This window comes from Pararhodobacter sp. CCB-MM2 (assembly GCF_001691415.1).
Taxonomy (GTDB): Bacteria; Pseudomonadota; Alphaproteobacteria; order Rhodobacterales; family Rhodobacteraceae; genus Pararhodobacter.
On sequence record NZ_LRRR01000009.1, the window covers coordinates 13,412 to 34,276 of the forward strand.

Genomic DNA, 20,865 nt, shown 5'->3' on the forward strand with positions numbered 1-20,865 from the left:
AAAATACTCACTTCCGGAGAGCCGCCGATGCAGCAGCCTCACACCCGGTGATAGGGCGAGCCCGAGAGGATTGTTGCGGCGCGGTAGAGTTGCTCGGCCAGCATCACGCGAACCAGCGCATGCGGCCAGACCATCTGCCCGAACGAGATCGCGGCATCGGCTTCGGCGCGTAGGGAGGGGGCCAGACCATCCGCACCGCCGATGAAAAAGGCCACGTCCTGTGCACCGGTATCGCGCCAGCGCTCCAGCTTGCGGGCGAAATCGGGGGAGGACATGACCTCGCCGCGTTCGTCCAGCATCACCCGGACGGCGCCCGAAGGACAGGCGCGCGACAGCAAGGCGGCCTCGGCCTCCATGCCGCCGCCTTTGCGGTCCTCGACTTCGTGCTCTGAGGTCGGGCCAAGCCCCAGCGGCCGGCCCGTCCGGTCCAGCCGCTTGAGGTAATCATCGATGAGATCCCGCTCAGACCCAGAGCGGAGCCGTCCCACCACGCAGAGATGAAGGCGCATGGCCTGCGCCCCCTTACGCGCGGTCGGGCGAGACCTGCCACATGCGCTCGAGCTGGTAGAACTCGCGCACTTCGGGGCGGAAGATATGCACCACCACGTCGCCGGTATCCAGAAGGACCCAGTCACCGGTTTCCTTGCCTTCGGACCGGGCCGTGATGCGATAGGTGGATTTCAGCCGCTCCAGCAGCTTCTCGGCGATGGCCGCCACCTGACGCGACGACCGGCCCGAGCAGATCACCATGTGATCGGCCACCGAGGAACGACCGCGCAGATCGATCTGCACGACCTCTTCGGCCTTGTCATCGTCAAGGGATTGCAGGACCAGTGCCAGAACGTCGTCCGACGTGAAATCCACGCGGGTCTGAGGTTCGGAAGCGGGGGCCGCCTGAGCGGCCGGGTCGATGGTAGACAGAGATCTGTCCTCCTGCATGGGCAACTGCCTTTCAATGTAACGTCTCGGTCGGCGAATCTCAATGGAGCGCACAGCCATCCTGCGCCCCCAACGGCATCAGTTTGCCGACGATTCGCCCGATTCCGGCCTTTGCCCCGGCCCTGAGCCCGAGTCCTGTCTTGGGGCGGGAGCCGTATCGACCTTCAGCGCCTCGTTCAAGACCCGGACTTCACGTTGTGGGAAGGGAATCGAGATTCCATGCGCTTTGAAGGTGTCCCAGAGCGCCAAATAGACGTTTCCACGGATATTCGTCAGCCCGCCGGACGGATCGGTGATCCAGAAGCGCAGGATATAGTCGACCGAGCTGTCACCGAAGCCGGTGATGTGACAGACCGCCGGGCGGTGTTTCAGCACCCGATCGCAGCCCAACGCGGCCTCGACCGCGACCTTGCGTACCAGATGGGGATCGTCCTCGTAGGAGGTGCCGAAATGGATGTCGAGCCGGACGAAATCATTGGTGTGCGACCAGTTCACGACTTGTCCGGTGATCAGGTCCTCGTTCGGGATGAGGTATTCCTTGCCGTCCCGGGTCACGACCGAGACATAGCGCGCGCCCAATTCCTCGATCCAGCCGAAGGTATCGCCGAGGCTGATCACGTCGCCGGGCTTGACCGATTTATCGAGGAGGATGATCACCCCGGACACAAGGTTCGACACCACCTTTTGCAAGCCGAAGCCGAGGCCCACGCCGATGGCACCGGACAGCACGGCGAGGCCGGTGAGGTCGAAACCCACCGCCTTCAGGCCGATGAAGAAAGCCGCGCCGTAGAGGCCGATGCGCAGCAGCTTGACCAGCAGTTCCTGGACCGAGGGCGAGATGTCCTTCACCTCGCGGATCCGGCGCGAGGAGGTCAGCGTCAGGGTCCGCGCGCCGGTCACCAGGGCCGCAGTCAGGGCCAGCGCCTTGATCACCGCCAAGGCGGACAGCCGGAACTCGCCGAAGGTGACGGCCACGCTGTCCAGCGCCACCGTCGTCTCATCCAACAGCCCGAGGTAATAGAGCGTGGCCCAGATCGACAGCGCCCAGATCACCAGATTGCGTACGAAGCGGTTGCGGATCAGCTGCGCCGCCAGCCGGATACCCAGCCACGCCAGAGAGATGGTCGCGACCAGCACCAGCACATAGCGGCGCGACGGGAAGTGATAGAGTGTCGCGAAGACGGCGACGGCGATCCAGATCAGCGCGACATACAGGATCAGCGCGAGCCGCCGGCGCAGGACGATCAGCAACCGCAGCTGCCATTTCGCCCGCCCCTCAAGCCCCCGCATCCAGTCTTCCATGCGCGGGCCCAGTCCGCGCGACAGCAGCCAGGCCGTCGGCACCAGTGCCAGCGCGACGAAGATCTGCTGCAGGCGCGAGGGCAGCAGCATGGTCTGTCCGAAGGCGACGAGCGCGTCGAGGAACTCTCGGGCACTCTCGCCAAGGCTTCCCAGCCAAAGAGCGAGTTCACCGTCCATGGCCCGAGTTTACGACGCAGGCCGCGTAAGTCCACGTTTTCATGCGCTCCTTCGCGTGTTAGCCCAAGGCATGCGCCTGAACCTCATCGCCTTCCTCGTCCCCGACTACGACCCCGCCATCGCCTTCTTCCGGGCCTTGGACTTCTCGCTTGTGACGGACGAGGACCGGGGCGGCGGCAAGCGCTGGGTGGTCATGCGCCCCTCAGACGGCGGCTCGGACCTGCTGATCGCGCGGGCGGTCGACGACCAGCGGGCCGCGATCGGCCAACAGGCAGGCGGGCGCGTCGGCTTCTTCCTGACCAGTACGGATTTCGCCGCCGATGCCGCGCGGCTGGAAGCGGCCGGTGCGGTGTTCGAAGAAGCGCCCCGGCACGAGGAGTATGGCATCGTCGCCGTGTTCCGCGACCCTTGGGGCAATCGCTGGGACCTGATCCAGCCCGCGCAAGCCTGAGCGATTCCAATCCTGTTGCCTGAGCAGGCATTCGGGCGTAAGAACGCCGTCATGACTCGCTATTTCGACATGACCGATCACGCGCGCTTGCCGCAGCGTTTCAGCCGGGAAAACCGGTCGGTCCTCGCGCGACTTCGCGGCTGACTCATCGTCCGCCCGCGGCGCAGTCCTATGCGCCACAGCCATTCCAAGCCAAATCCGAGAGATGAGCCATGACCGCTCCGAAAACTCTGTATGACAAGATCTGGGACGCGCATGTCGTCGACCAAGCCGATGACGGCACCTGCCTGCTGTATATCGACCGCCATCTGGTCCATGAAGTGACCAGCCCGCAGGCCTTTGAAGGTCTGCGTATGGCCAACCGCAAGGTCCGCGCGCCCGAGAAGACTATCGCCGTTCCCGACCACAACGTCCCCACGACGCTGGGCCGCGAGAACCCCGACCAGATGCCGGAAGAGAGCCGCATCCAGGTCGCCGCGCTGGACAAGAACGCCAAGGACTTCGGCATCCACTACTACCCGGTGACCGATGTCCGTCAGGGTATCGTGCACATCGTCGGCCCGGAACAGGGCTGGACCCTGCCCGGCATGACCGTCGTCTGTGGTGACAGCCACACGGCGACCCACGGCGCCTTCGGCTCGCTGGCGCATGGCATCGGCACCTCGGAAGTGGAGCACGTTCTGGCCACCCAGACGCTGATCCAGAAGAAGTCCAAGAACATGAAGGTCGAGATCACCGGCAAGCTGAAGCCGGGTGTGACCGCCAAGGACATCACCCTCGCGGTGATCGGCGCGACCGGCACCGCCGGCGGCACCGGCTATGTCATCGAATATTGCGGTGAAGCGATCCGCGATCTGTCGATGGAAGGCCGCATGACCGTCTGCAACATGGCGATCGAAGGCGGCGCACGCGCCGGCCTGATCGCTCCGGATGAGAAGACCTTCGAGTATGTCAAAGGCCGCCCGCACGCCCCGAAAGGCGCCGCGTTCGAGGCCGCCCTGTCCTACTGGAAGACGCTGTTCACCGATGAAGGCGCGCATTTCGACAAGGTCGTTACGCTGAAAGGCGAAGAGATCGAGCCCGTCGTCACCTGGGGCACCTCGCCCGAGGACGTGCTGCCGATTTCGGCGCTGGTGCCTGCGGCCTCGGACTTCACCGGCGGCAAGGTCGGCGCAGCGCAGCGTTCGCTCGACTACATGGGCCTGACCCCGGGCATGAAGCTCACGGACGTGAAGATCGACGCGGTGTTCATCGGCTCGTGCACCAACGGCCGGATCGAGGATCTGCGCGCCGCTGCTGCCGTGCTGAAGGGTCGCAAGATCGCCGACGGCGTACGCTGCATGGTCGTGCCGGGTTCGGGTCTGGTGCGCGCGCAAGCTGAGGAAGAGGGTCTGGCCCAGATCTTCACCGATGCCGGTGCCGAATGGCGCATGGCCGGTTGCTCGATGTGTCTGGCGATGAACCCCGACCAGCTGGCCGAGGAAGAGCGTTGCGCCTCGACCTCGAACCGCAACTTCGAGGGGCGTCAGGGCTACAAGGGCCGCACCCATCTGATGAGCCCGGCGATGGCCGCGGCCGCCGCCGTGACGGGTCACCTGACCGACGTGCGCGAACTGACCACCGAGACGGTCTGAGGGAGAACGGAAATATGGACAAGTTCACCACGCTGACCGGCATCGCGGCCCCCATGCCGCTGGTCAACATCGACACCGACATGATCATCCCCAAGCAGTTCCTGAAGACGATTCAGCGTTCGGGCCTGGGCAAGAACCTGTTCGACGAGATGCGCTACGACCGGAAAGGCAACGAAATCCCCGATTTCGTGCTGAACCAGCCGGCCTATCGCGACGCCGAGATCATCGTCGCCGGCGACAACTTCGGCTGCGGCTCGTCGCGCGAGCATGCGCCGTGGGCGCTGAAGGATTTCGGCATCAAGTGCGTCATCTCGACCAGCTTCGCCGACATCTTCTTCAACAACTGCTTCAAGAACGGCATCCTGCCGGTGGTCCTGCCGGCCGAGGCCGTCAACTACCTGATGGACGACGCGGCCAAGGGCGCCAATGCCCGCCTGACCGTGAACCTCGAAGAGCAGACGGTCACCGCCTCAGATGGCCAGAGCTTCCCGTTCGAGGTCGACGCGTTCAAGAAGCATTGCCTGATGAACGGTCTCGACGATATTGGCCTCTCGCTGGAGAAGGTCTCGGCCATCGATACCTATGAAGAGCGCGCCAAGACCCAGTTCCCCTGGCTCTGATTCGTCTCTACAATTCAAACGCTTGAGGCATCCTGTTAAGGATGCCTCTTTTTTGCCTCTAACTTGCTGCAAAGCTGCGACATTTCCGCCTCGGAATTTGCCGCATCTTCCCGCATGCTGTTTCCAACACTTGCGGGGATCCGTGGAAATGGGCAGGATTGTGGCAAAATTGAGGCAGGCGGCACCCTTCGCCGGGCGCCGCAAGAAAACCACCGGCTCAACCCGGCCGGCCAGGGCATCGAGCATGGCTGACACGAAAACCAGGTCACACGTCCCGGGCGCCATCGCACGCGCCCTTCTCGTCGTGTTCATGGCGATCTTCCCGGCCATGGCGATCCCTTCGACGGCGCCTGACATTGCCCAAAGCATGATCCTGCTGGCGCTGTTCGCCGGTGGCATCGTCTTCGCCGAATATTCCTCGGATTATCCCGGCCTGATCGAGTTCCGCTTCGCCGCGCCCTTCAACCGTACCCGTTTTGCCTTGGTGGCCGTGCTGGCCCTGATGATGTCGCTTCTGCAGCGCAACGGCGTGGAGCCGGGGCTCCTCGGTGGCCTGACCGCCAGCGCGGCGGCGGCCTGTGGCCAGCTTCTGGACTTCGCCTTCAGCCCCGTGCGGCTTCTCATCGCCGCCCTCCCTGATTCCGTCAGCCCTGAACATATCGTTCAAGTCCGTGACGGCGCCGCGCTGGCACTGGTTCTGGCCGTGACGACCGTTCTGGGCTTCGTCACCGCGATCCGGCTGAACGCCTGGCCGATGGGCTCGGGCCCGTTCAATGTCTGGATCAACCTGCCGACCTTCGATCCGACCGCGGGCAATGACGTCGTGCAACGCCTGCAGCGCCACGCCCGCATTAACATTGCGTTAGGGATCATTCTGCCATTCTTGCTGCCGGCGGCTGTCCTCGCGTCCGAGCTTCTGATGAAGCCGTTGACGCTGCTGTCGCCGATGGGATTCGTCTGGGGGATCGTGCTTTGGGCCTATATCCCGGCCAGCCTGGTTATGCGCGGCACCGCCATGGCCCGCGTGGCGCGCATGATCCGCGCCAGCCGCCGTCGCTTCGCCGACAGCGAGGGAAACGCCTTCGCTGCAGCCTGATCGCGGCGCTTCTCTTCAGCATCTTTGCTTCCTTCACGGCCAGCGCGCAGACCCTGCGGCTGGCCGTTTTCCATACGGACCTTGGACGGGACGGCCCCGGCCTGCTGCTGGCGGACATCCGGCGTGAGGAAGCCGATGTCCTGCGCGTCCGCGATGCCTTGGTTCAGGTCCAACCCGACGTCGTGCTCCTGCTGGATTTCGACTACGACTACGCAGGCCAAGCGTTGGCCGCCTTCACCGACATATTGGCGGAAGCCGGCCTGCCCCTGCCGCACAGCTACGCCCCCCGCCCCAACACCGGCTTGGCGACCGGGCTGGATCTCGACGGGGATGGGCGGCGGAATGAGGGGGACGACGCGCAGGGCTGGGGCCGCTTCCCCGGCGCGGGGGGCATGGCGTTGCTGTCCCGCTGGCCCATTGAGGCGGCGCAGGCCGAGGACTTCAGCGCGGTCCTCTGGCGCGACTTGCCGGGCAACCGCTACCCTCAGCGCGATGGCCAGCCCTACCCCTCGCCCGAGGCGCAGGCGATCCAACGGCTCTCCAGCACCGGCCATTGGCGGGTGCCCGTCAATACACCCTACGGCCCTCTGACGCTGCTGGCCTGGCATGCCGGTCCCCCGGTCTTCGGCGGGCCGTATCAGCGCAACTTCCACCGCAATCACGACGAGACAGCTTTCTGGCTCTGGCACCTCGATCAGCGCCCCCCGGACAGCTTCGTCCTGCTCGGTGGCGCCAATCTGGACCCTGAGAACGGGGACGGAGACCACGCCCTGATGGCCCGCCTGCTGGCCGACCCTCGGCTACAGGACCCGGCACCTCACGCGGCAGGGCCGGACGGCGCAGACAGCAGCGCCACCGGCCATTGGCCCGACGGCCCCGGGGCCTTGCGGACAGAGTATCTGTTGCCATCGTCCGGGATCATCGTGGAGCGGAGCGGCCTGCTCTGGCCGGGGTCGGACGCAGGCCATGCGCTCGTTTGGGCGGACCTTCGATTGACGGATTGACCGACACCAAAGGCACCAACCGCGCGCGTCTCTGCGCGCCGGCGGGGCGGGGGCTCGATGCCCCCGCCCCCCCGGTTTGGTCCCGCGTGTTCCAGCGCGTCCTTGATCAACGTCTCGATCTTGTCGATCGGATGGTTGGTCAGCGTCTTGTCCAGCTCAGCCACGACCTTGGAGGCGACCTCCTTGTGCATCTTGGCGCGCAGCTCCCCCAGCACCTGCGGCGGGGCGGCGATCACCAAGGCATCGTAGCGGCCCTTATGCGCCTGCTTGTACAAGATCTCGGCCAGATCATCGGCGAAACGCTCTTTCGCCAACTGGTGGAAATCCGTTTCCGCCAGCGCCGAGCGTTGGCCCGGACCGCCATCCGCCATCCGGCCCGGACGGTCGGTGCCCTGCTCGCGATCGGCGGGATTCTCCTGCTCCTCGATGCGGATCACCGTCAGCATGGGGTCCTGCGCATCCATGTCGTTGCGCAGAAACAGGGCCTTCTGGCCATCGGCCACCAGCACCCAGGTACCTTCCTTCAGAGCACTCATCACATCTTCTCCTTGCTCCCGCTGTCGTGACGATCCCCGCCAAGGGCACGGGTCACCCCGGCCGAGGTCTCGTCGTGGCGCTTCTTCTCATCGCGCGTGCCGACCTTGCGCTGCAGGTTTCCCCCAGCACTGCCTTGCTGGCCGGTCGCACCCATGCCCTCGTCCTCCTCGAGGATGGCATCGGTGTCGCGCGATCCATCTTGCGAACGCAGTCGTTCAGCCATGGAAGCCTCCTTTCTTGCTGCAAGGAAAACGTCCCCCGCAGGCCCCAGTTCCGCCCGCCGCGATCACGCCGACGCCAGTCGGCACCACACCGCTGCGCACAACAAAAAACCCCGCGCCGGTGGGCGCGGGGTCGGTGCATCGGCGATCCGGAAGGGATCAGAGGCGCGAGGCCACGTTTTCCCAGTTGACCAGCTTGTCGAGGAAGTTGGTCAGGTAGGCCGGACGCTTGTTGCGGAAGTCGATGTAGTACGAGTGCTCCCAGACGTCGCAGCCCAGCAGAGCGGTTTGGCCGAAGCACAGCGGGTTCACACCGTTCTCGGTCTTGGTGACCTTCAGCGAACCGTCGGCGTCTTTCACCAGCCAGCACCAGCCAGAACCGAACTGGCCCGCACCGGCAGCCGAGAAATCTTCCTTGAATTTCTCGACCGAGCCGAAGCTCTCGGTGATCGCTTTTTCCAGCTCACCCGGCATGCCGCCTTCGCCCGGGCCCATCATTTCCCAGAACTGCATGTGGTTCCAGTGCTGCGAGGCGTTGTTGAAGATGCCGTTCTGGGCAACCGCGCCGGCCTGATAGGTGCCTTTGACGATCTCTTCCAGCGACTTGCCTTCCCACTCGGTGCCGGCGATCAGCTTGTTGCCGTTGTCGACATAGGCCTTGTGGTGGATGTCGTGGTGATACTCGAGGGTCTCTTTCGACATGCCGAGCGAGGCGAGCGCATCGTGGGCATAGGGCAGATCGGGAAGGGTAAAGGACATCGCGGCAACCTCTTGTTAGCGTTCCGTTGGGGCTAATAAGGGCGCGTCGGGGCCAAAGGTCAAGGCCGTGCGATGCGGCTTTGCGCGCAGGTCAGGGCTCAAACCTTTGGGTGGTCGTCATAATCGCCGCGCAGGATGCGTTGGCTGTCGCCTTCGGGGTCATCATATTGGCCGCGGCGCAGGGTCCACCAGAAGGCCAGAAGCCCGCCGAGGCCCAGAAACAGCGACACGGGGATCAGGACGGCAAGCACTTCCACGGGCGTTTTCCTATTTCAGGCGCAGCGCATTAAGCGCCACGGTGATCGACGAGACCGACATGGCCAGCGCGGCGATGAGCGGCGAGGCAAGGCCCACCAGCGCGATGGGCACGGCGATGATATTATAGCCAAACGAGATCGCGAAGTTCTCACGGATACGTTGGACGGCCTTGCCGGCGACCCGCTGGGCCTCGGGGATCGGGGCCAGAGAGGCACCCAGAAGCACAATGTCCGAGGCCACCCGCGCTGCGTCCAGCGCCGAGGCGGGCGAGATCGACACATGCGCGGCCGACAGCGCCACGGTGTCGTTGAGGCCATCGCCCACCATCAGCACCTTGTGGCCTTGCGCTTGCAGCGCCTCGATGGCGGCGGATTTGTCTTCCGGAAGGGCCTCGGCCCGCCAATCGTCGATGCCCAGACGGGCAGCCAGCTCGCCCACCGCGCCCGGCACGTCGCCAGAGATCAGGATCACCTTGCGGCCCTGTGCCCTGAAGGCGGCGACGGCCTCTTCCGCGCCGTCGCGCAGGCGGTCGGCAAAGGCCACGGCTTGCGGTGCCTGCCCTTCGATCGACAGATAGGCCGCGGTGACATCAAGCGCCTCGGCCCCCACCCAGTTCGCCCGGCCCAGACGGACGCGCAGCCCTTGCCAGATGCCCTGCACGCCATGCCCCGGCACTTCGGCGACGTCCTCCAGCACGGCGGGGATCACGCCCTGCGCGCGGGCGGCCTGCGCCAGCGATTGTGCCAAGGGATGGGACGAGGCCGTCCCCAGCGCCGCGCCGATTTCCAGCGCCTCGCGCGACAGGCCGTCCAGAGAGACGGGTTCCGGCGTGCCCATGGTCAGCGTACCGGTCTTGTCGAAGACGATGGTGTCGACCTCGGCCAGACGCTCCAGCGCCGAGCCGTCCTTGATGAGCAGGCCCTTGCGGAACAACCGGCCCGAGGCGGCGGTGACCACGGCAGGCACGGCGAGGCCCAGCGCGCAGGGGCAGGTGATGATCAGCGTCGCGGCCGAGATGTTCAGCGCGAACCGCACATCGCCGCCGGTGATCCACATCCAGACGCCAAAGGCCGCGAAGGACAGCAGATGGACCGAGGGCGAATACATCCGCGCCGCTTTCTCGGCCAGCGTGGTGTATTTGTTGCGGGCGTTCTCGGCCACGGCCACCAGATCGGCCATGCGGTGCAGCGAGCTGTCCTTGCCCGCCGCCGTCACGCGAATGGTCAAGGGGCCGGTCAGGTTCACCGCACCCGCGGTGACGACCAGATCGGGGCCCGCGAAGACCGGCAGCGTCTCGCCGGTCAGCAGGCTGCGGTCCAGCTCGGACGTGCCGGCGAGGATGACGCCATCAACCGGGATCCGGCCACCGGGGCGCACCATCACCACATCGCCCGGCGCCAAGTCGCTGACGGCCACGGTTTCCTCGCCCGAGCCGACAAGGCGGATGGCGCGGGGCACCTCCAGCGCGGCCAGTTCCTGCGCGGCGGATCGGGCCACGGCACGGGTGCGGAAGTCAAGATACCGCCCGGCCAGCAGGAAGAAGGTCAGCATAACGGCGGCGTCGAAATAGGCGTGATGGCCGCCATTGAAGGTCTCGAACAGGGACATGCCGGTGGCCAGCACGATGGCCAGCGAGATCGGGAAATCCATGTCCAGACGCCCGTTCTTCACCCCGGCCCAGGCCTTGCGGAAGAACGGCTGGCCCGAGAAGGCGACGGTCGGCACGGCGATCATCGCCGAGATGAAGTGGAACAGATCGCGTGTCGCATCGGTGGCGCCGGACCACACCGCGACCGACAGCAGCATGATGTTCATCATGCTGAAGCCCGCGACACCGAGCCGCATCAGCAGATCACGGCCCTGCTTGTCGGTTTCGGTCATCGACAGCTGGCCGGGGTCCAGCTCGTAGGCCGGATAGCCGATGCCGGTGAGCCGCGCGGCGATGTCCTGTGCGGTGACGCCCGGCTCGGCCTCGACCGAGACGCGGCGCAGGGTCAAGTTCAACCGCGCGGATTTGACCCCTGCCATCTTTTCCAGATCCGATTCCACGGTCTGGATGCACAGCGCGCAATGCGCATCCGGCACCGACAGCATGATCCGGGCCGAGGCCTCGGCCGCAGCGGCGCGGGCCCGCTCGACCGCCGAGGGCGTGGCGATGCAGGCCGGGCACGCCGAGATCGGCGCCGGGCCGTAGCCTGCCGGGTCGAAGTCACTGTCGGCGCTGGTGTCTCTCATCTCTCCGGCCTCAGCGGTGGTGAACCAGGTCCACGCGGTAGGTGTAGGCCGTGCCATCCGCGGCTTCGGCCGCGATGCGCAGATCCCAGTTGCCGTAATCGGCCTCGACATCGGCCACGAAGGCCTCGCCGTCGAAAGCCAGCGCAGGCGTCACGTCCTCACGCTCGGTCGTGGGACGGCCCAGCACGGCGGTGATCGCCGCCACCGGCGCCGGCGCGCCCGAGGCATCGGTCACCCGCACGCGCAGGGTGCCGCCGGTGAGATCGGCCTCGGTTGTCCAGCCCAGTGCCTGTTGCGCGCGCATCCGGTCGTTGAAGCCTTGGCTGGCGACGTAGGAGTTGCGGACCTCAAGCCCCGGGAAGGTCTCGACCGCGAAATAGGCCATGACGAGGTTCACGGCGATGATCACCCCGAAGGCGGACACGGTGATCGCCAGGACGCCGCGCCCGGTCAGCGGGCGGCCCTTGGGTTGGGTGGTGCTCATTGCTCTCTCCCGTTGAAGACGGTGTCGCCATGGATACGGTCGGTCTCGCCGGTGACCGAGACCCAGAGCCGGACGGGCGTGCTGGCCGTGGTCGCGGCATCGGTACCCGCCGCGGCGGTCAGGTAGACACGCTGGATCAGCTGCTCGTCCGGGCCCACGGTGACCAGTTGGCCCTGCACGCCTTCCATCGTCAAGGTGATCGACGGTTCGTTGGCGACGGTCAGGTAGAACTGCCGGGGCTCGGCATTCATGTTGCGCAGGCGGATGTCATAGGCGTTGCGGATCGCGCCGCTGGACAGGGTGACATAGGTGGGGTTGCGAATGGGCGAGATCGACATGTCGATGTCGGTGCGCAGGAACAGCGCGACCAGCAGGCCAACCCCGATCCCGGCCCAAAGCACGGTGTAGACGATGGTCCGGGGCCGGAAGACGTGCTTCCAGACCGATTTCGGCGCGTTGCCGGCGCGTTCGCGCACCTCGTCCGAGAGGGCCAGATAGCCGATCAGCCCGCGCGGCTTGCCGATCTTGTCCATCACGTCGTTGCAGGCGTCGATGCACAGGCCGCAGGTGATGCAGGCCAGTTGCTGGCCGTCGCGGATGTCGATCCCCATCGGGCAGACGTTCACGCAAGCCATGCAGTCGATGCAATCGCCCTGATTGGGGTCCAGCGCGCCCTTCTTCATCTTGCCGCGCGGCTCGCCGCGCCATTCGCGGTAGCTGATGGTGATCGTGTCCTCGTCCATCATCGCGGCCTGAATGCGCGGCCAAGGGCAGCCGTAGATGCAGACCTGCTCGCGGAAGAAGCCGCCGAACAGGAAAGTCGTCGCGGTCAGGAAGGCGATGGTGCCATAGGCGACCGGGTGGGCGTTGAAGGTGACCAAATCGACCAGCAGCTGCGGCGCATCGGTGAAATAGAAGACCCAGGCGCCGCCGGTGGCGAGGCCGATCAGCAGCCACAGCAGCCATTTGGTGCCGTATTTGCGGATCTTCTCAGGGCCCCAGGGCTGACGGTACAGGCGCAGGCGGGCGTTGCGGTCGCCCTCGACCCAGCGCTCGACGAGGATATAGAGGTCGGTCCAGACGGTCTGCGGGCAGGCATAGCCGCACCAGACCCGGCCCAAGGCCGAGGTGAACAGGAACAGCCCGATGCCGGCCATGATCAGAAGGCCCGCGACGAAGTAGAATTCGTGCGGCCAGATCTCGACCATGAAGAAGAAGAAGCGACGATTGGCGAGGTCGACCAGAACCGCCTGATCCGGCATCGCCGGGCCACGGTCCCAGCGGATCCACGGCGTGATGTAGTAGATGCCCAGCATCAGCCCCATCAGCCACCATTTCAGGTTGCGGAAGTCGCCTTTCACGCGGCGCGGGAACACCGGCTCGCGGGCGGCGTACAGCTTTTCTGGCTCTTCGGAGGTACTCACGGAATCGCTCCTTGATCTTGGCTTGAGCGTCAATCGCACGAGGGGTCGCGTGTCAGCCTTGACCTGAATCAAAAACCCGAATTCGGGGCGCGGATTAAATGTGGCAAAGGCGCACACCGGCGGGACGAGCCGGGTGCACCTTTGCGGACTTCAGGCTGCACCGATCCCGGGAAACGCGCGAACAGGATCGGGTCCGGTGCAGCCGCCGGCACCCTTGCGGGCCCCGGGTTCGAAAGGATGCCGGACCCGCAGGGGCCCGGCACCGAAGGTCTTACTGACCGCCACCCAGCTGGTGGACATACGAGGCGACCGCGCGGATCTGGGCCTCGTTCAGGCGTTCGGTGAAGCCCGGCATGACGCCGAAATGGGCCACCGTGACGGAGGCGCGGATCTCGGCCTCGGACCCGCCATAGAGCCAGATCGCGTTGTTCAGCGCCGGCGCACCCTGGAACTGGTCGCCCTCGCCGTTGACGCCGTGGCACGACGAGCAGTTGAGGTCGAACACCTCGGCGCCCGCTTCGGCCAGAGCGGCATCGTGGGCCTGACCCGAGATGTTCAGGACGTGGTTCACGACCTGGTCGATCTCTTCCGAGGTCAGCAGCTCGTCACGGCCGAAGGACGGCATTTCCGAGTAACGCGCATCGGGGAAGTCCTCGTTGCGGATCCCGTAGGTGACGGTCTGGACGATGTCGTCCATGGTGCCGCCCCACATCCATTCGTCATCGTTCAGGTTCGGGAAGCCCGAGCCCGGACGAATGCCGTCGGCGCCGGCACCGTGGCACTGCGAACACTGGGCGCGGAAGACCGCGGCCCCGGCGTTCACGGCGAAACGCTGCAGATCGGCGTCTTCGTGGATGGCGTTGACATCGGTGTCGACGAGACGCTGGTACCAGACGGCATTGGCGTCATCGACGGCCTGGATCTCGGCCGCGACATCGGCGCGGGACGAGTAGCCCAGCATGCCGGCGGTCGCGCCGCGAACCAGCGGCCATGCCGGGAACAGGATCCAGTAGACCACGGCCCAGATGATGGTGGCGTAGAAGGTCCACAGCCACCAGCGCGGCATCGGGTTGTCGAATTCCTCGATCCCGTCCCACGAATGGCCCGTCGTCGGGCGGTCGTGGTTCTTCTTGTTCGGTGCGGCCATTACCGTGCCCCCTCGCTGAGGTGCTGGGCAGGGCCCGAGGCCCCGTCCCGCGCCGGTGTGTCATCGTTGCGGAAGATGCTGCGGGCAGCTTCGCTCTGAACCTCGCGGCTGCCGGGGCGCCAGGCCCAGGCAATGATGCCGACGAAGAACAGGGTCATGAACAGCAGGTACCAGCTGTCAGCGAAGGCACGGAGAAGCGAATAGGTTTCCATGTCTCTTGCTCCCTCAGCGGCTCTCGTCCGCCTGGAAGGTGCTGAAGTCGACGAGCGTACCGATCATCTGCATATAGGCGATCAGGGCGTCCATCTCGGTCAGTTCTTCCTGGCCATCGAAGTTGCGAACCTGCGCGGAGTGATAGCGCTCCAGCAGCCCACCGGTGTCGCCGAACGGGTCGACCTGGACGGTGAAGTCCTCGGGCGCAGCAGCGATCATCTCGTCCGTATAGGGGACGCCGACCATCGCGTAGGTGCTCATCAGGTCCTGGATGTATTCGCCGGTGATCGGGCGATCCATCAGGTAGGCATAGGGCGGCATCACCGATTCCGGCACCACGTCACGCGGGTTGATCAGGTGCGCGACATGCCAGGCGTCCGAGTAGCGACCGCCGATCCGGGCGAGGTCAGGCCCCGTCCGCTTCGAGCCCCACTGGAACGGGTGGTCGTACATCGACTCCGCCGCCAGCGAGTAATGGCCGTAACGCTCGACCTCGTCGCGCATCGGGCGGACCATCTGGCTGTGGCAGACGTAGCACCCTTCGCGGACGTAGATCTCACGACCCGCCAGCTCCAGCGGTGAGTACGGACGCATGCCTTCCACTTCCTCGATGGTGTTCTCGAGGTAGAAGAGCGGCACGATCTGCACCAGACCGCCGATGGTCACCACCAGGAAGCTGAGGACCAGCAACAGGGTGGCATGGGTTTCGATTTTCTTGTGGTGATCGAGAATGCTCATGTCATCACCCTCCGCTTATTCAGCGGCAACCGCGGCGGCAGCGGCGGCAGGCTTTGCCTCGCCGACTTTGCGCACGGTCATCCACAGGTTGTAGCACATGATCAGGGCACCCACGAGGAACATCGTCCCACCAAGGCCACGGACCACATACATCGGGAACTTCGCACCCACGGTGTCGGCGAAGGAGTTCACGAGGAAGCCCTGCGCGTCGACCTGACGCCACATCAGACCTTCCATGATGCCGGTCACCCACATCGAGGCGGCGTAGAGCACGATGCCGATGGTCGCGAGCCAGAAGTGCCAGCTCACCAGCGACAGCGAATAGAGGCGCTCACGCTTCCACAGGCGCGGGGTCAGGTAATAGAGCATCCCGAAGGTGATCATGCCGTTCCAGCCCAGCGCACCCGAGTGCACGTGACCGATGGTCCAGTCCGTGTAGTGCGACAGCGAGTTCACGGCGCGGATCGACATCATCGGACCTTCGAAGGTCGCCATGCCGTAGAAGCCCACGGCCACCACCATCATCCGGATCACCGGGTCGGTGCGCAGCTTGTCCCAGGCGCCCGAGAGCGTCATCAGGCCGTTGATCATGCCACCCCAGCTCGGCATCCACAGCATGATCGAGAAGGTCATGCCCAGCGTCTGCGCCCAGTCGGGCAGCGCGGTGTAATGCAGGTGGTGCGGGCCAGCCCAGATGTACAGGAAGATCAGCGCCCAGAAGTGGATGATCGACAGCTTGTACGAATAGACGGGGCGTTCAGCTTGTTTCGGGATGAAGTAGTACATCATGCCCAGGAAGCCGGCGGTCAGGAAGAAGCCCACGGCGTTGTGGCCATACCACCATTGCACCATCGCCGATTGCACGCCCGACCAGACCGGAACCGAATCCGACCCGAAGAACGAGACCGGGATCTGCAGGTTGTTGACGACATGCAGCATGGCGATCGTCACGATGAACGACAGGTAGAACCAGTTCGCCACGTAGATGTGGGGTTCCTTCCGCTTGATCAGCGTGCCGAGGTAGATGATCAGGAACGCCACCCAGACGATGGTCAGCCACAGGTCGGTCAGCCATTCGGGTTCCGCGTATTCCTGGCCTTGGGTCGAGCCCAGCAGGTAGCCGGTCGCCGCCATTAGGATGAAGACCTGATAGCCCCAGAACACGAACCACGCGAGGCCACCGCCGAACAGGCGGGCCGCCGTGGTGCGCTGGACGACGTAGAAGGCCGAGGCGAGCAGCGCGTTGCCGCCGAAGGCGAAGATCACCGCCGAGGTGTGCAGCGGGCGCAGACGGCCGAAATTGCCGAAGCCCTGCAGCACTTCCAGGTTGAGGCTGGGGAAGGCCAGCTGGAAGGCGATGACGACGCCCACCAGAAAGCCCACCACGCCCCAGAAGGCGGTGGCGACGACGCCGTAGCGAACTACGCCGTCCATGTATTCGTTTTGGTTGTGAACCGCTTCTTCCATATGGCGGATCTGCCACAGGAAGGCGATCGCCGCGGCCGACATGAAAATGATCATGTGGACCAGGTAGGCGAGGTCACGCGCGTGCGAGGCCGCGATCGCGGCGAGCACCGCGACGACGGCAAGCACGATCAGCTTGACGTAATCCCACATTGTTTGCGTCCCTTCGTTCAAATTTTTAGCGTTTCCCCCGAGACCTCACGGAATCGGGACCTGTTGCGCCGAGGCCGTTATCTCGCCCCCGAGCCTTGGAAACCTTGATTCAGGTCAAGTGGCCGAAATCGCCCTACATTGACGAGGATCAATGTCGTCGCACCCCGCGCGACCGATGATCGCAGGGGAAGATGATCCGCAGACGACACACGCGGAAGGAGAGTTCCTCATGGCCTATAAGTCAATCCTGACATTCCTCGCCGGCGAGACGGAAGTTGCCGGTACCCTGCCCGGCGCCATCCAGTTCGCCGCGCGCCACGATGCGCATCTGACGGCCTGCCTGTTGGGCGTCGATATGACCCCGGCGGGCGGCTTCTACATGGGGGCCTCGCCCCTGTTGCTTCAGGAGACGCTGGAGCGCGCGCAGGCCGAGGCCGAAGCACTGGAGGCACAGGCCCGCAAGCTTCTGGGCGGCGAGACGCTGCGCTGGGGCGCGGAATCGGCTGTCGCGCAATATGGCGGCTTGCCGTCGCTGGTGGGCCTGCGGGCGCGTTTCTCGGATCTGGTGATCCAGTCCCGCCCCTATGGCGCAGGCGCGCTGCCCAGTCAGGAAGCCGCGATAGAGGCCGCCTTGTTCGAAGGGCAGGCCCCGGTTCTGGTCCTTCCGGACGGCAGCTTGCCCGACGCCTTCGGCGAGCGGGTGATGATCGCGTGGAACCAGTCGAACGAGGCGCTGTCCGCCGTACGCCGCGCCCTGCCGCTGCTACAGGCGGCCGATTCGGTGCAGGTGGTGGTGATCGATCCACCCGCGCATAGCCCCGAACGCTCGGACCCGGGCGGGATGCTGACGCAGATGCTGGCGCGCCACGGCGTCCGCGCCGAGGTCTCGGTTCTTGCGAAGACCCTGCCGCGCGTCTCGGACGTGCTGATGCGCCATATGGAGGACATCGACGCCTCGCTGATGGTCATGGGCGCCTATGGCCATTCCCGCCTGCGAGAGGCGATCCTCGGCGGCGCGACCCGCAACGTGCTGGAGAATGCCAAGCGCGCCGTGTTCCTCGCCCATTAAGGGCGACGTCTTGGCCCCGGTGCGCGCCGGGGCCAGTCCGATCAGACGACGGACAATCGCCCCGACACGCGCAACAATCTCCTCTTGTGAACTGGCACCGTGACTCAGCGGCAGGGACCGATCTGTCATGCGCCTGTCATTGGCACGCGTGATGAAACAGGCATCACACGGCGGGCTTTCGCTGTCACAATTTGAACCTTGGGTCAAAATTGTTGCCGAAGCCGCGCCGTGGGTCCACCATCGCCTCTCGTCCGACAGAGACGACCAGACACACAGGGAGATCCACCCATGACCCGCCTGACGCGCCGAGCCTTCCTCGCGTCCACTACCGCTGCCACCGGCGTCGTGTTACTGCACCCGTTCTCCGCCCGCGCCCAAGCCGGGCAGGCCCACCTGCGCATCCTGACCACGACGGACCTGCATTGCCACGCGCAGGCCTATGATTACTACGGCGACCGCCCGGTCGACACCGTGGGTCTGGCCCGCACCGCCTCGATCATCGAGGAGATCCGCGCCGAAGCGACCAACACAATGCTCGTGGACAATGGCGACTATTTCCAGGGCAACCCGATGGGCGACTGGATGGCCTATGAGCATGGCATGAACGAGGGGGACATCCACCCGATCATCGCCGCCATGAACACGCTGGGCTATGACGCGGGCACGCTGGGCAACCACGAGTTCAACTACGGCGTCGAATTCCTCGACAAGGTCAATGCGGGCGCCAATTTCCCGGTCGTCAGCGCCAACTTCGGCTCGGCCCTCGGCGCGACCCCGCTTGAGGACACGCTGCACACCCAGCCCTATGTCATCCTCGAGAAGGTGCTGACCGACGGATCGGGCGCCGAGATGCCGATCAAGGTGGGCATCATCGGCTTCCTGCCGCCGCAGATCATGCAGTGGGACCGCGCCCATCTGGAGGGCGAATACAACGTCCGCGGCATCGTCGAGGCCGCCGAGGCCTGGGTGCCGAAGATGAAGGAAGAGGGCGCCGACATCGTGATCGCGCTGTCGCACTCGGGCATCTCGGCCTCGGAATACGACCCGATGATGGAGAATGCCTCGCTGTATCTGGCGGGGGTTGAAGGCATCGACGCGGTGGTCACCGGCCACCAGCACCTCGTGTTCCCGGGCACCAACCACGAAGGCGACGGCATCGACGCCGAGGCCGGCACGCTGATGGGTAAACCCGCCGTCATGGCCGGTTTCTGGGGCTCGCATCTGGGCATCATCGACCTGATGCTGACGCATGACGGCAATGGCTGGTCCATCGCCAGCTCGGAAAGCGCGACCCGCCCGATCTCGCAGCGCAACGAGGACCGCTCGATCACCGCGCTGGTCAGCGACTATGCGCCCATCGTCGACGCCACCGCCGAGGCCCATGCCTCGACGCTGGAATACGTCCGCGCCGAAGTCGGCCAGACCTCGGTGCCGCTGTACAGCTACTTCGCGCTGGTGGCGGATGACCCCTCGGTGCAGATCGTCTCGGAAGCGCAGAAATGGTATGTCTCGGACATCCTGCGCGGCACCGAGCACGAGGGCCTTCCCGTCCTCTCGGCCGCGGCGCCGTTCAAGGCCGGCGGTCGCGGTGGTCCCGAGTATTACACCGATGTCCCCGTGGGCCCGGTGGCGATCAAGAACGTGGCCGACCTGTATCTCTATCCGAACACGCTGATGGCCGTCCGGATCACCGGCGCGCAGGTGCGTGAATGGCTGGAGCGTTCGGCGGGCATGTTCAACCAGATCAACCCCGGCGAAGCCGATCAGGTGCTGCTGAACCCGTCCTTCCCGTCCTACAATTTCGACGTGATCGATGGTGTCACCTACAAGATCGACCTGTCGCAGCCTTCGCGCTACGACAATGACGGCGCCGTGGTGGCCGAGGATGCGCATCGCATTGTCGACCTGATGTTCGATGGCGCGCCCATCGACGACGCGGCCGAGTTCATCGTCGCCACCAACAACTACCGCGCCGGTGGCGGTGGTCACTTCCCGGGCGCCGATGGCTCGACCATCGTGTTCCGCGCGCCGGACACCAACCGCGACATCATCGTGCGCTACATCGTGCAGAATGGCACCATCGCGCCGGCGGCGGATGGCAACTGGGGCTTCGCGCCGATCGAGGGTGCAACCGTCCTGTTCGAGACCGGCCCGGCGGCGGCGCAATATGTCGAGGACGTCCGTGCCCGTGGCGTGCAGATGGAAGCGGCGGGTGAGGGCGAGGGCGGCTTCGCGCTCTACCGCATCACCCTCTGATCCTCTGGGCAGAAAAAGGAACGGGGCGCCTTGTCGGGCGCCCCGTTTCCGTTCCGGCCGTGCGTCGTGTCAGCCCAGCATGTCGTTGAAGCGCGTGCCCAGATCGGTGATCGTCGGCCCCTCGGTATGAATGACGGCGCCCGCATTTGCGGTCGCGCGCAGCACGGCGGCCATGGCATCCAGATAGAGCCCGGCGGAATGCACATCCTGCGCGGCGATCATCGCGGTGACCATGCTGGCGTAATCCGCGTAATACAGGTCGCGGGTGCGCTGATCGACCTCGGCGAAGAAGCTCAGATGGGCGTCGAACATCGGCTCGCTCATGGTCAGCAGCGACCAAGCGACCAAGCCTTCCCCTTCGGGCGTATGCGCGACGGGAAGAATGCTGGCGGTGCTGATCCCGGCGTGACCCGCCTGGAAGTTTCCGTTCGAGCCCGAGCGCACAGCCGCGATCGTCGCCAGCCCAAGGCCAACCACGGCAGCCGAAACCACCACCCAATCGACGGTGATCGTGCCGACGTCCCGGCGCCACCAATGTTGCAAGAGCGATTTCATCGTCCCGAGTCCTGCGATTCTGTTCCCCAAGTTCCGGGGTGACCCCAGATCTGCCGCTGGAACCGGGCGAGATTGCGGCACGCGTTTGCCGAAAACACGGTTATCAACACCCTAACGTGCCGCCGAATG

Annotated in this window: 21 protein-coding genes and 1 pseudogene; 7 read left to right on the plus strand and 15 right to left on the minus strand. The window is 65.3% G+C overall.

The window, feature by feature from the left end:
* Nucleotides 1-38 precede the first annotated feature (38 nt).
* From rlmH to BCY78_RS11225, 3 genes are all read right to left on the minus strand, one after another.
* A complete protein-coding gene (gene rlmH, locus BCY78_RS11215) occupies nt 39-509 on the minus strand; it encodes a 23S rRNA (pseudouridine(1915)-N(3))-methyltransferase RlmH (protein ID WP_068301559.1) in 471 nt (156 codons plus the stop codon).
* A 13-nt stretch (nt 510-522) separates the two neighbouring features.
* Nucleotides 523-939, minus strand: coding sequence for a ribosome silencing factor (gene rsfS / locus BCY78_RS11220; RefSeq protein WP_083194977.1), 417 nt, complete (start codon nt 937-939; stop codon nt 523-525).
* Between the two features lie 78 nt (nt 940-1,017).
* Nucleotides 1,018-2,418, minus strand: a complete 1,401-nt coding sequence (locus BCY78_RS11225) for a mechanosensitive ion channel domain-containing protein (protein ID WP_068301562.1) — start codon at nt 2,416-2,418, stop codon at nt 1,018-1,020.
* Nucleotides 2,419-2,488: 70 nt separating this feature from the next.
* On the opposite strand from BCY78_RS11225, the gene BCY78_RS11230 reads away from it, so the two are divergent.
* From BCY78_RS11230 to BCY78_RS24615, 5 genes are all read left to right on the plus strand, one after another.
* Entirely contained in the window at nt 2,489-2,869 is a 381-nt protein-coding gene (locus BCY78_RS11230) for a VOC family protein (RefSeq protein ID WP_068301565.1), read from the plus strand.
* A gap of 212 nt (nt 2,870-3,081) precedes the next feature.
* Entirely contained in the window at nt 3,082-4,503 is a 1,422-nt protein-coding gene (gene leuC / locus BCY78_RS11235) for a 3-isopropylmalate dehydratase large subunit (RefSeq protein WP_068301568.1), read from the plus strand.
* Between the two features lie 14 nt (nt 4,504-4,517).
* Complete coding sequence (gene leuD, locus BCY78_RS11240; RefSeq protein WP_068301571.1) at nt 4,518-5,123, plus strand: 3-isopropylmalate dehydratase small subunit; 606 nt, start codon at nt 4,518-4,520, stop codon at nt 5,121-5,123.
* A 244-nt stretch (nt 5,124-5,367) separates the two neighbouring features.
* Entirely contained in the window at nt 5,368-6,219 is an 852-nt protein-coding gene (locus tag BCY78_RS25225) for a hypothetical protein (RefSeq protein ID WP_068301574.1), read from the plus strand.
* 116 nt (nt 6,220-6,335) lie between these two features.
* A complete protein-coding gene (locus tag BCY78_RS24615) occupies nt 6,336-7,223 on the plus strand; it encodes an endonuclease/exonuclease/phosphatase family protein (protein ID WP_369808700.1) in 888 nt (295 codons plus the stop codon).
* Nucleotides 7,224-7,345: 122 nt separating this feature from the next.
* On the opposite strand, the pseudogene BCY78_RS24620 reads toward BCY78_RS24615, so the two are convergent.
* From BCY78_RS24620 to ccoN, 11 genes and pseudogenes are all read right to left on the minus strand, one after another.
* Nucleotides 7,346-7,759 (minus strand): annotated as a pseudogene (locus BCY78_RS24620) (host attachment family protein); the annotation flags it as partial.
* Nucleotides 7,759-7,983 carry a hypothetical protein gene (locus tag BCY78_RS11255; protein WP_068301579.1) on the minus strand — a complete coding sequence of 75 codons (225 nt, stop codon included), beginning with the start codon at nt 7,981-7,983 and terminating at the stop codon, nt 7,759-7,761. The gene BCY78_RS11255 and the pseudogene BCY78_RS24620, both read right to left, overlap by 1 nt.
* 157 nt (nt 7,984-8,140) lie before the next feature.
* Nucleotides 8,141-8,740: a superoxide dismutase gene (locus tag BCY78_RS11260; protein ID WP_068301582.1), complete on the minus strand. Its 600-nt coding sequence runs from the start codon at nt 8,738-8,740 to the stop codon at nt 8,141-8,143.
* Nucleotides 8,741-8,838: 98 nt separating this feature from the next.
* A complete protein-coding gene (gene ccoS / locus BCY78_RS11265) occupies nt 8,839-8,997 on the minus strand; it encodes a cbb3-type cytochrome oxidase assembly protein CcoS (protein WP_068301585.1) in 159 nt (52 codons plus the stop codon).
* A 10-nt stretch (nt 8,998-9,007) separates the two neighbouring features.
* Nucleotides 9,008-11,233 (minus strand): heavy metal translocating P-type ATPase, encoded by a 2,226-nt coding sequence (locus BCY78_RS11270; RefSeq protein ID WP_068301589.1) that lies wholly within the window; start codon nt 11,231-11,233, stop codon nt 9,008-9,010.
* A gap of 10 nt (nt 11,234-11,243) precedes the next feature.
* Nucleotides 11,244-11,717, minus strand: coding sequence for a FixH family protein (locus tag BCY78_RS11275; RefSeq protein ID WP_068301593.1), 474 nt, complete (start codon nt 11,715-11,717; stop codon nt 11,244-11,246).
* The gene (ccoG, locus tag BCY78_RS11280; protein ID WP_068301596.1) at nt 11,714-13,141 is read right to left on the minus strand and encodes a cytochrome c oxidase accessory protein CcoG; all 1,428 of its coding nucleotides are present in this window, start codon (nt 13,139-13,141) and stop codon (nt 11,714-11,716) included. The genes BCY78_RS11275 and ccoG overlap by 4 nt, the downstream gene beginning before the upstream one ends.
* Before the next feature lie 271 nt (nt 13,142-13,412).
* Complete coding sequence (gene ccoP / locus BCY78_RS11285) at nt 13,413-14,288, minus strand: cytochrome-c oxidase, cbb3-type subunit III (RefSeq protein WP_068301599.1); 876 nt, start codon at nt 14,286-14,288, stop codon at nt 13,413-13,415.
* Nucleotides 14,288-14,500 carry a CcoQ/FixQ family Cbb3-type cytochrome c oxidase assembly chaperone gene (locus BCY78_RS11290; protein ID WP_068301602.1) on the minus strand — a complete coding sequence of 71 codons (213 nt, stop codon included), beginning with the start codon at nt 14,498-14,500 and terminating at the stop codon, nt 14,288-14,290. Before BCY78_RS11290 ends, ccoP begins: the two co-directional genes overlap by 1 nt.
* A 13-nt stretch (nt 14,501-14,513) precedes the next feature.
* A complete protein-coding gene (ccoO, locus tag BCY78_RS11295) occupies nt 14,514-15,239 on the minus strand; it encodes a cytochrome-c oxidase, cbb3-type subunit II (protein WP_068301605.1) in 726 nt (241 codons plus the stop codon).
* A 15-nt stretch (nt 15,240-15,254) separates the two neighbouring features.
* Nucleotides 15,255-16,856 carry a cytochrome-c oxidase, cbb3-type subunit I gene (gene ccoN / locus BCY78_RS11300; protein ID WP_068301608.1) on the minus strand — a complete coding sequence of 534 codons (1,602 nt, stop codon included), beginning with the start codon at nt 16,854-16,856 and terminating at the stop codon, nt 15,255-15,257.
* A gap of 229 nt (nt 16,857-17,085) precedes the next feature.
* Here ccoN and BCY78_RS11305 point away from each other — a divergent pair, with 229 nt between their 5' ends.
* Complete coding sequence (locus BCY78_RS11305; protein WP_068301611.1) at nt 17,086-17,925, plus strand: universal stress protein; 840 nt, start codon at nt 17,086-17,088, stop codon at nt 17,923-17,925.
* Between the two features lie 288 nt (nt 17,926-18,213).
* Nucleotides 18,214-20,181, plus strand: a complete 1,968-nt coding sequence (locus BCY78_RS11310; RefSeq protein WP_068301614.1) for a bifunctional 2',3'-cyclic-nucleotide 2'-phosphodiesterase/3'-nucleotidase — start codon at nt 18,214-18,216, stop codon at nt 20,179-20,181.
* 69 nt (nt 20,182-20,250) lie between these two features.
* Here BCY78_RS11310 and BCY78_RS11315 read toward each other — a convergent pair whose 3' ends face one another.
* Nucleotides 20,251-20,736: a hypothetical protein gene (locus BCY78_RS11315; RefSeq protein ID WP_068301618.1), complete on the minus strand. Its 486-nt coding sequence runs from the start codon at nt 20,734-20,736 to the stop codon at nt 20,251-20,253.
* Between the last annotated feature and the right edge of the window lie 129 nt (nt 20,737-20,865).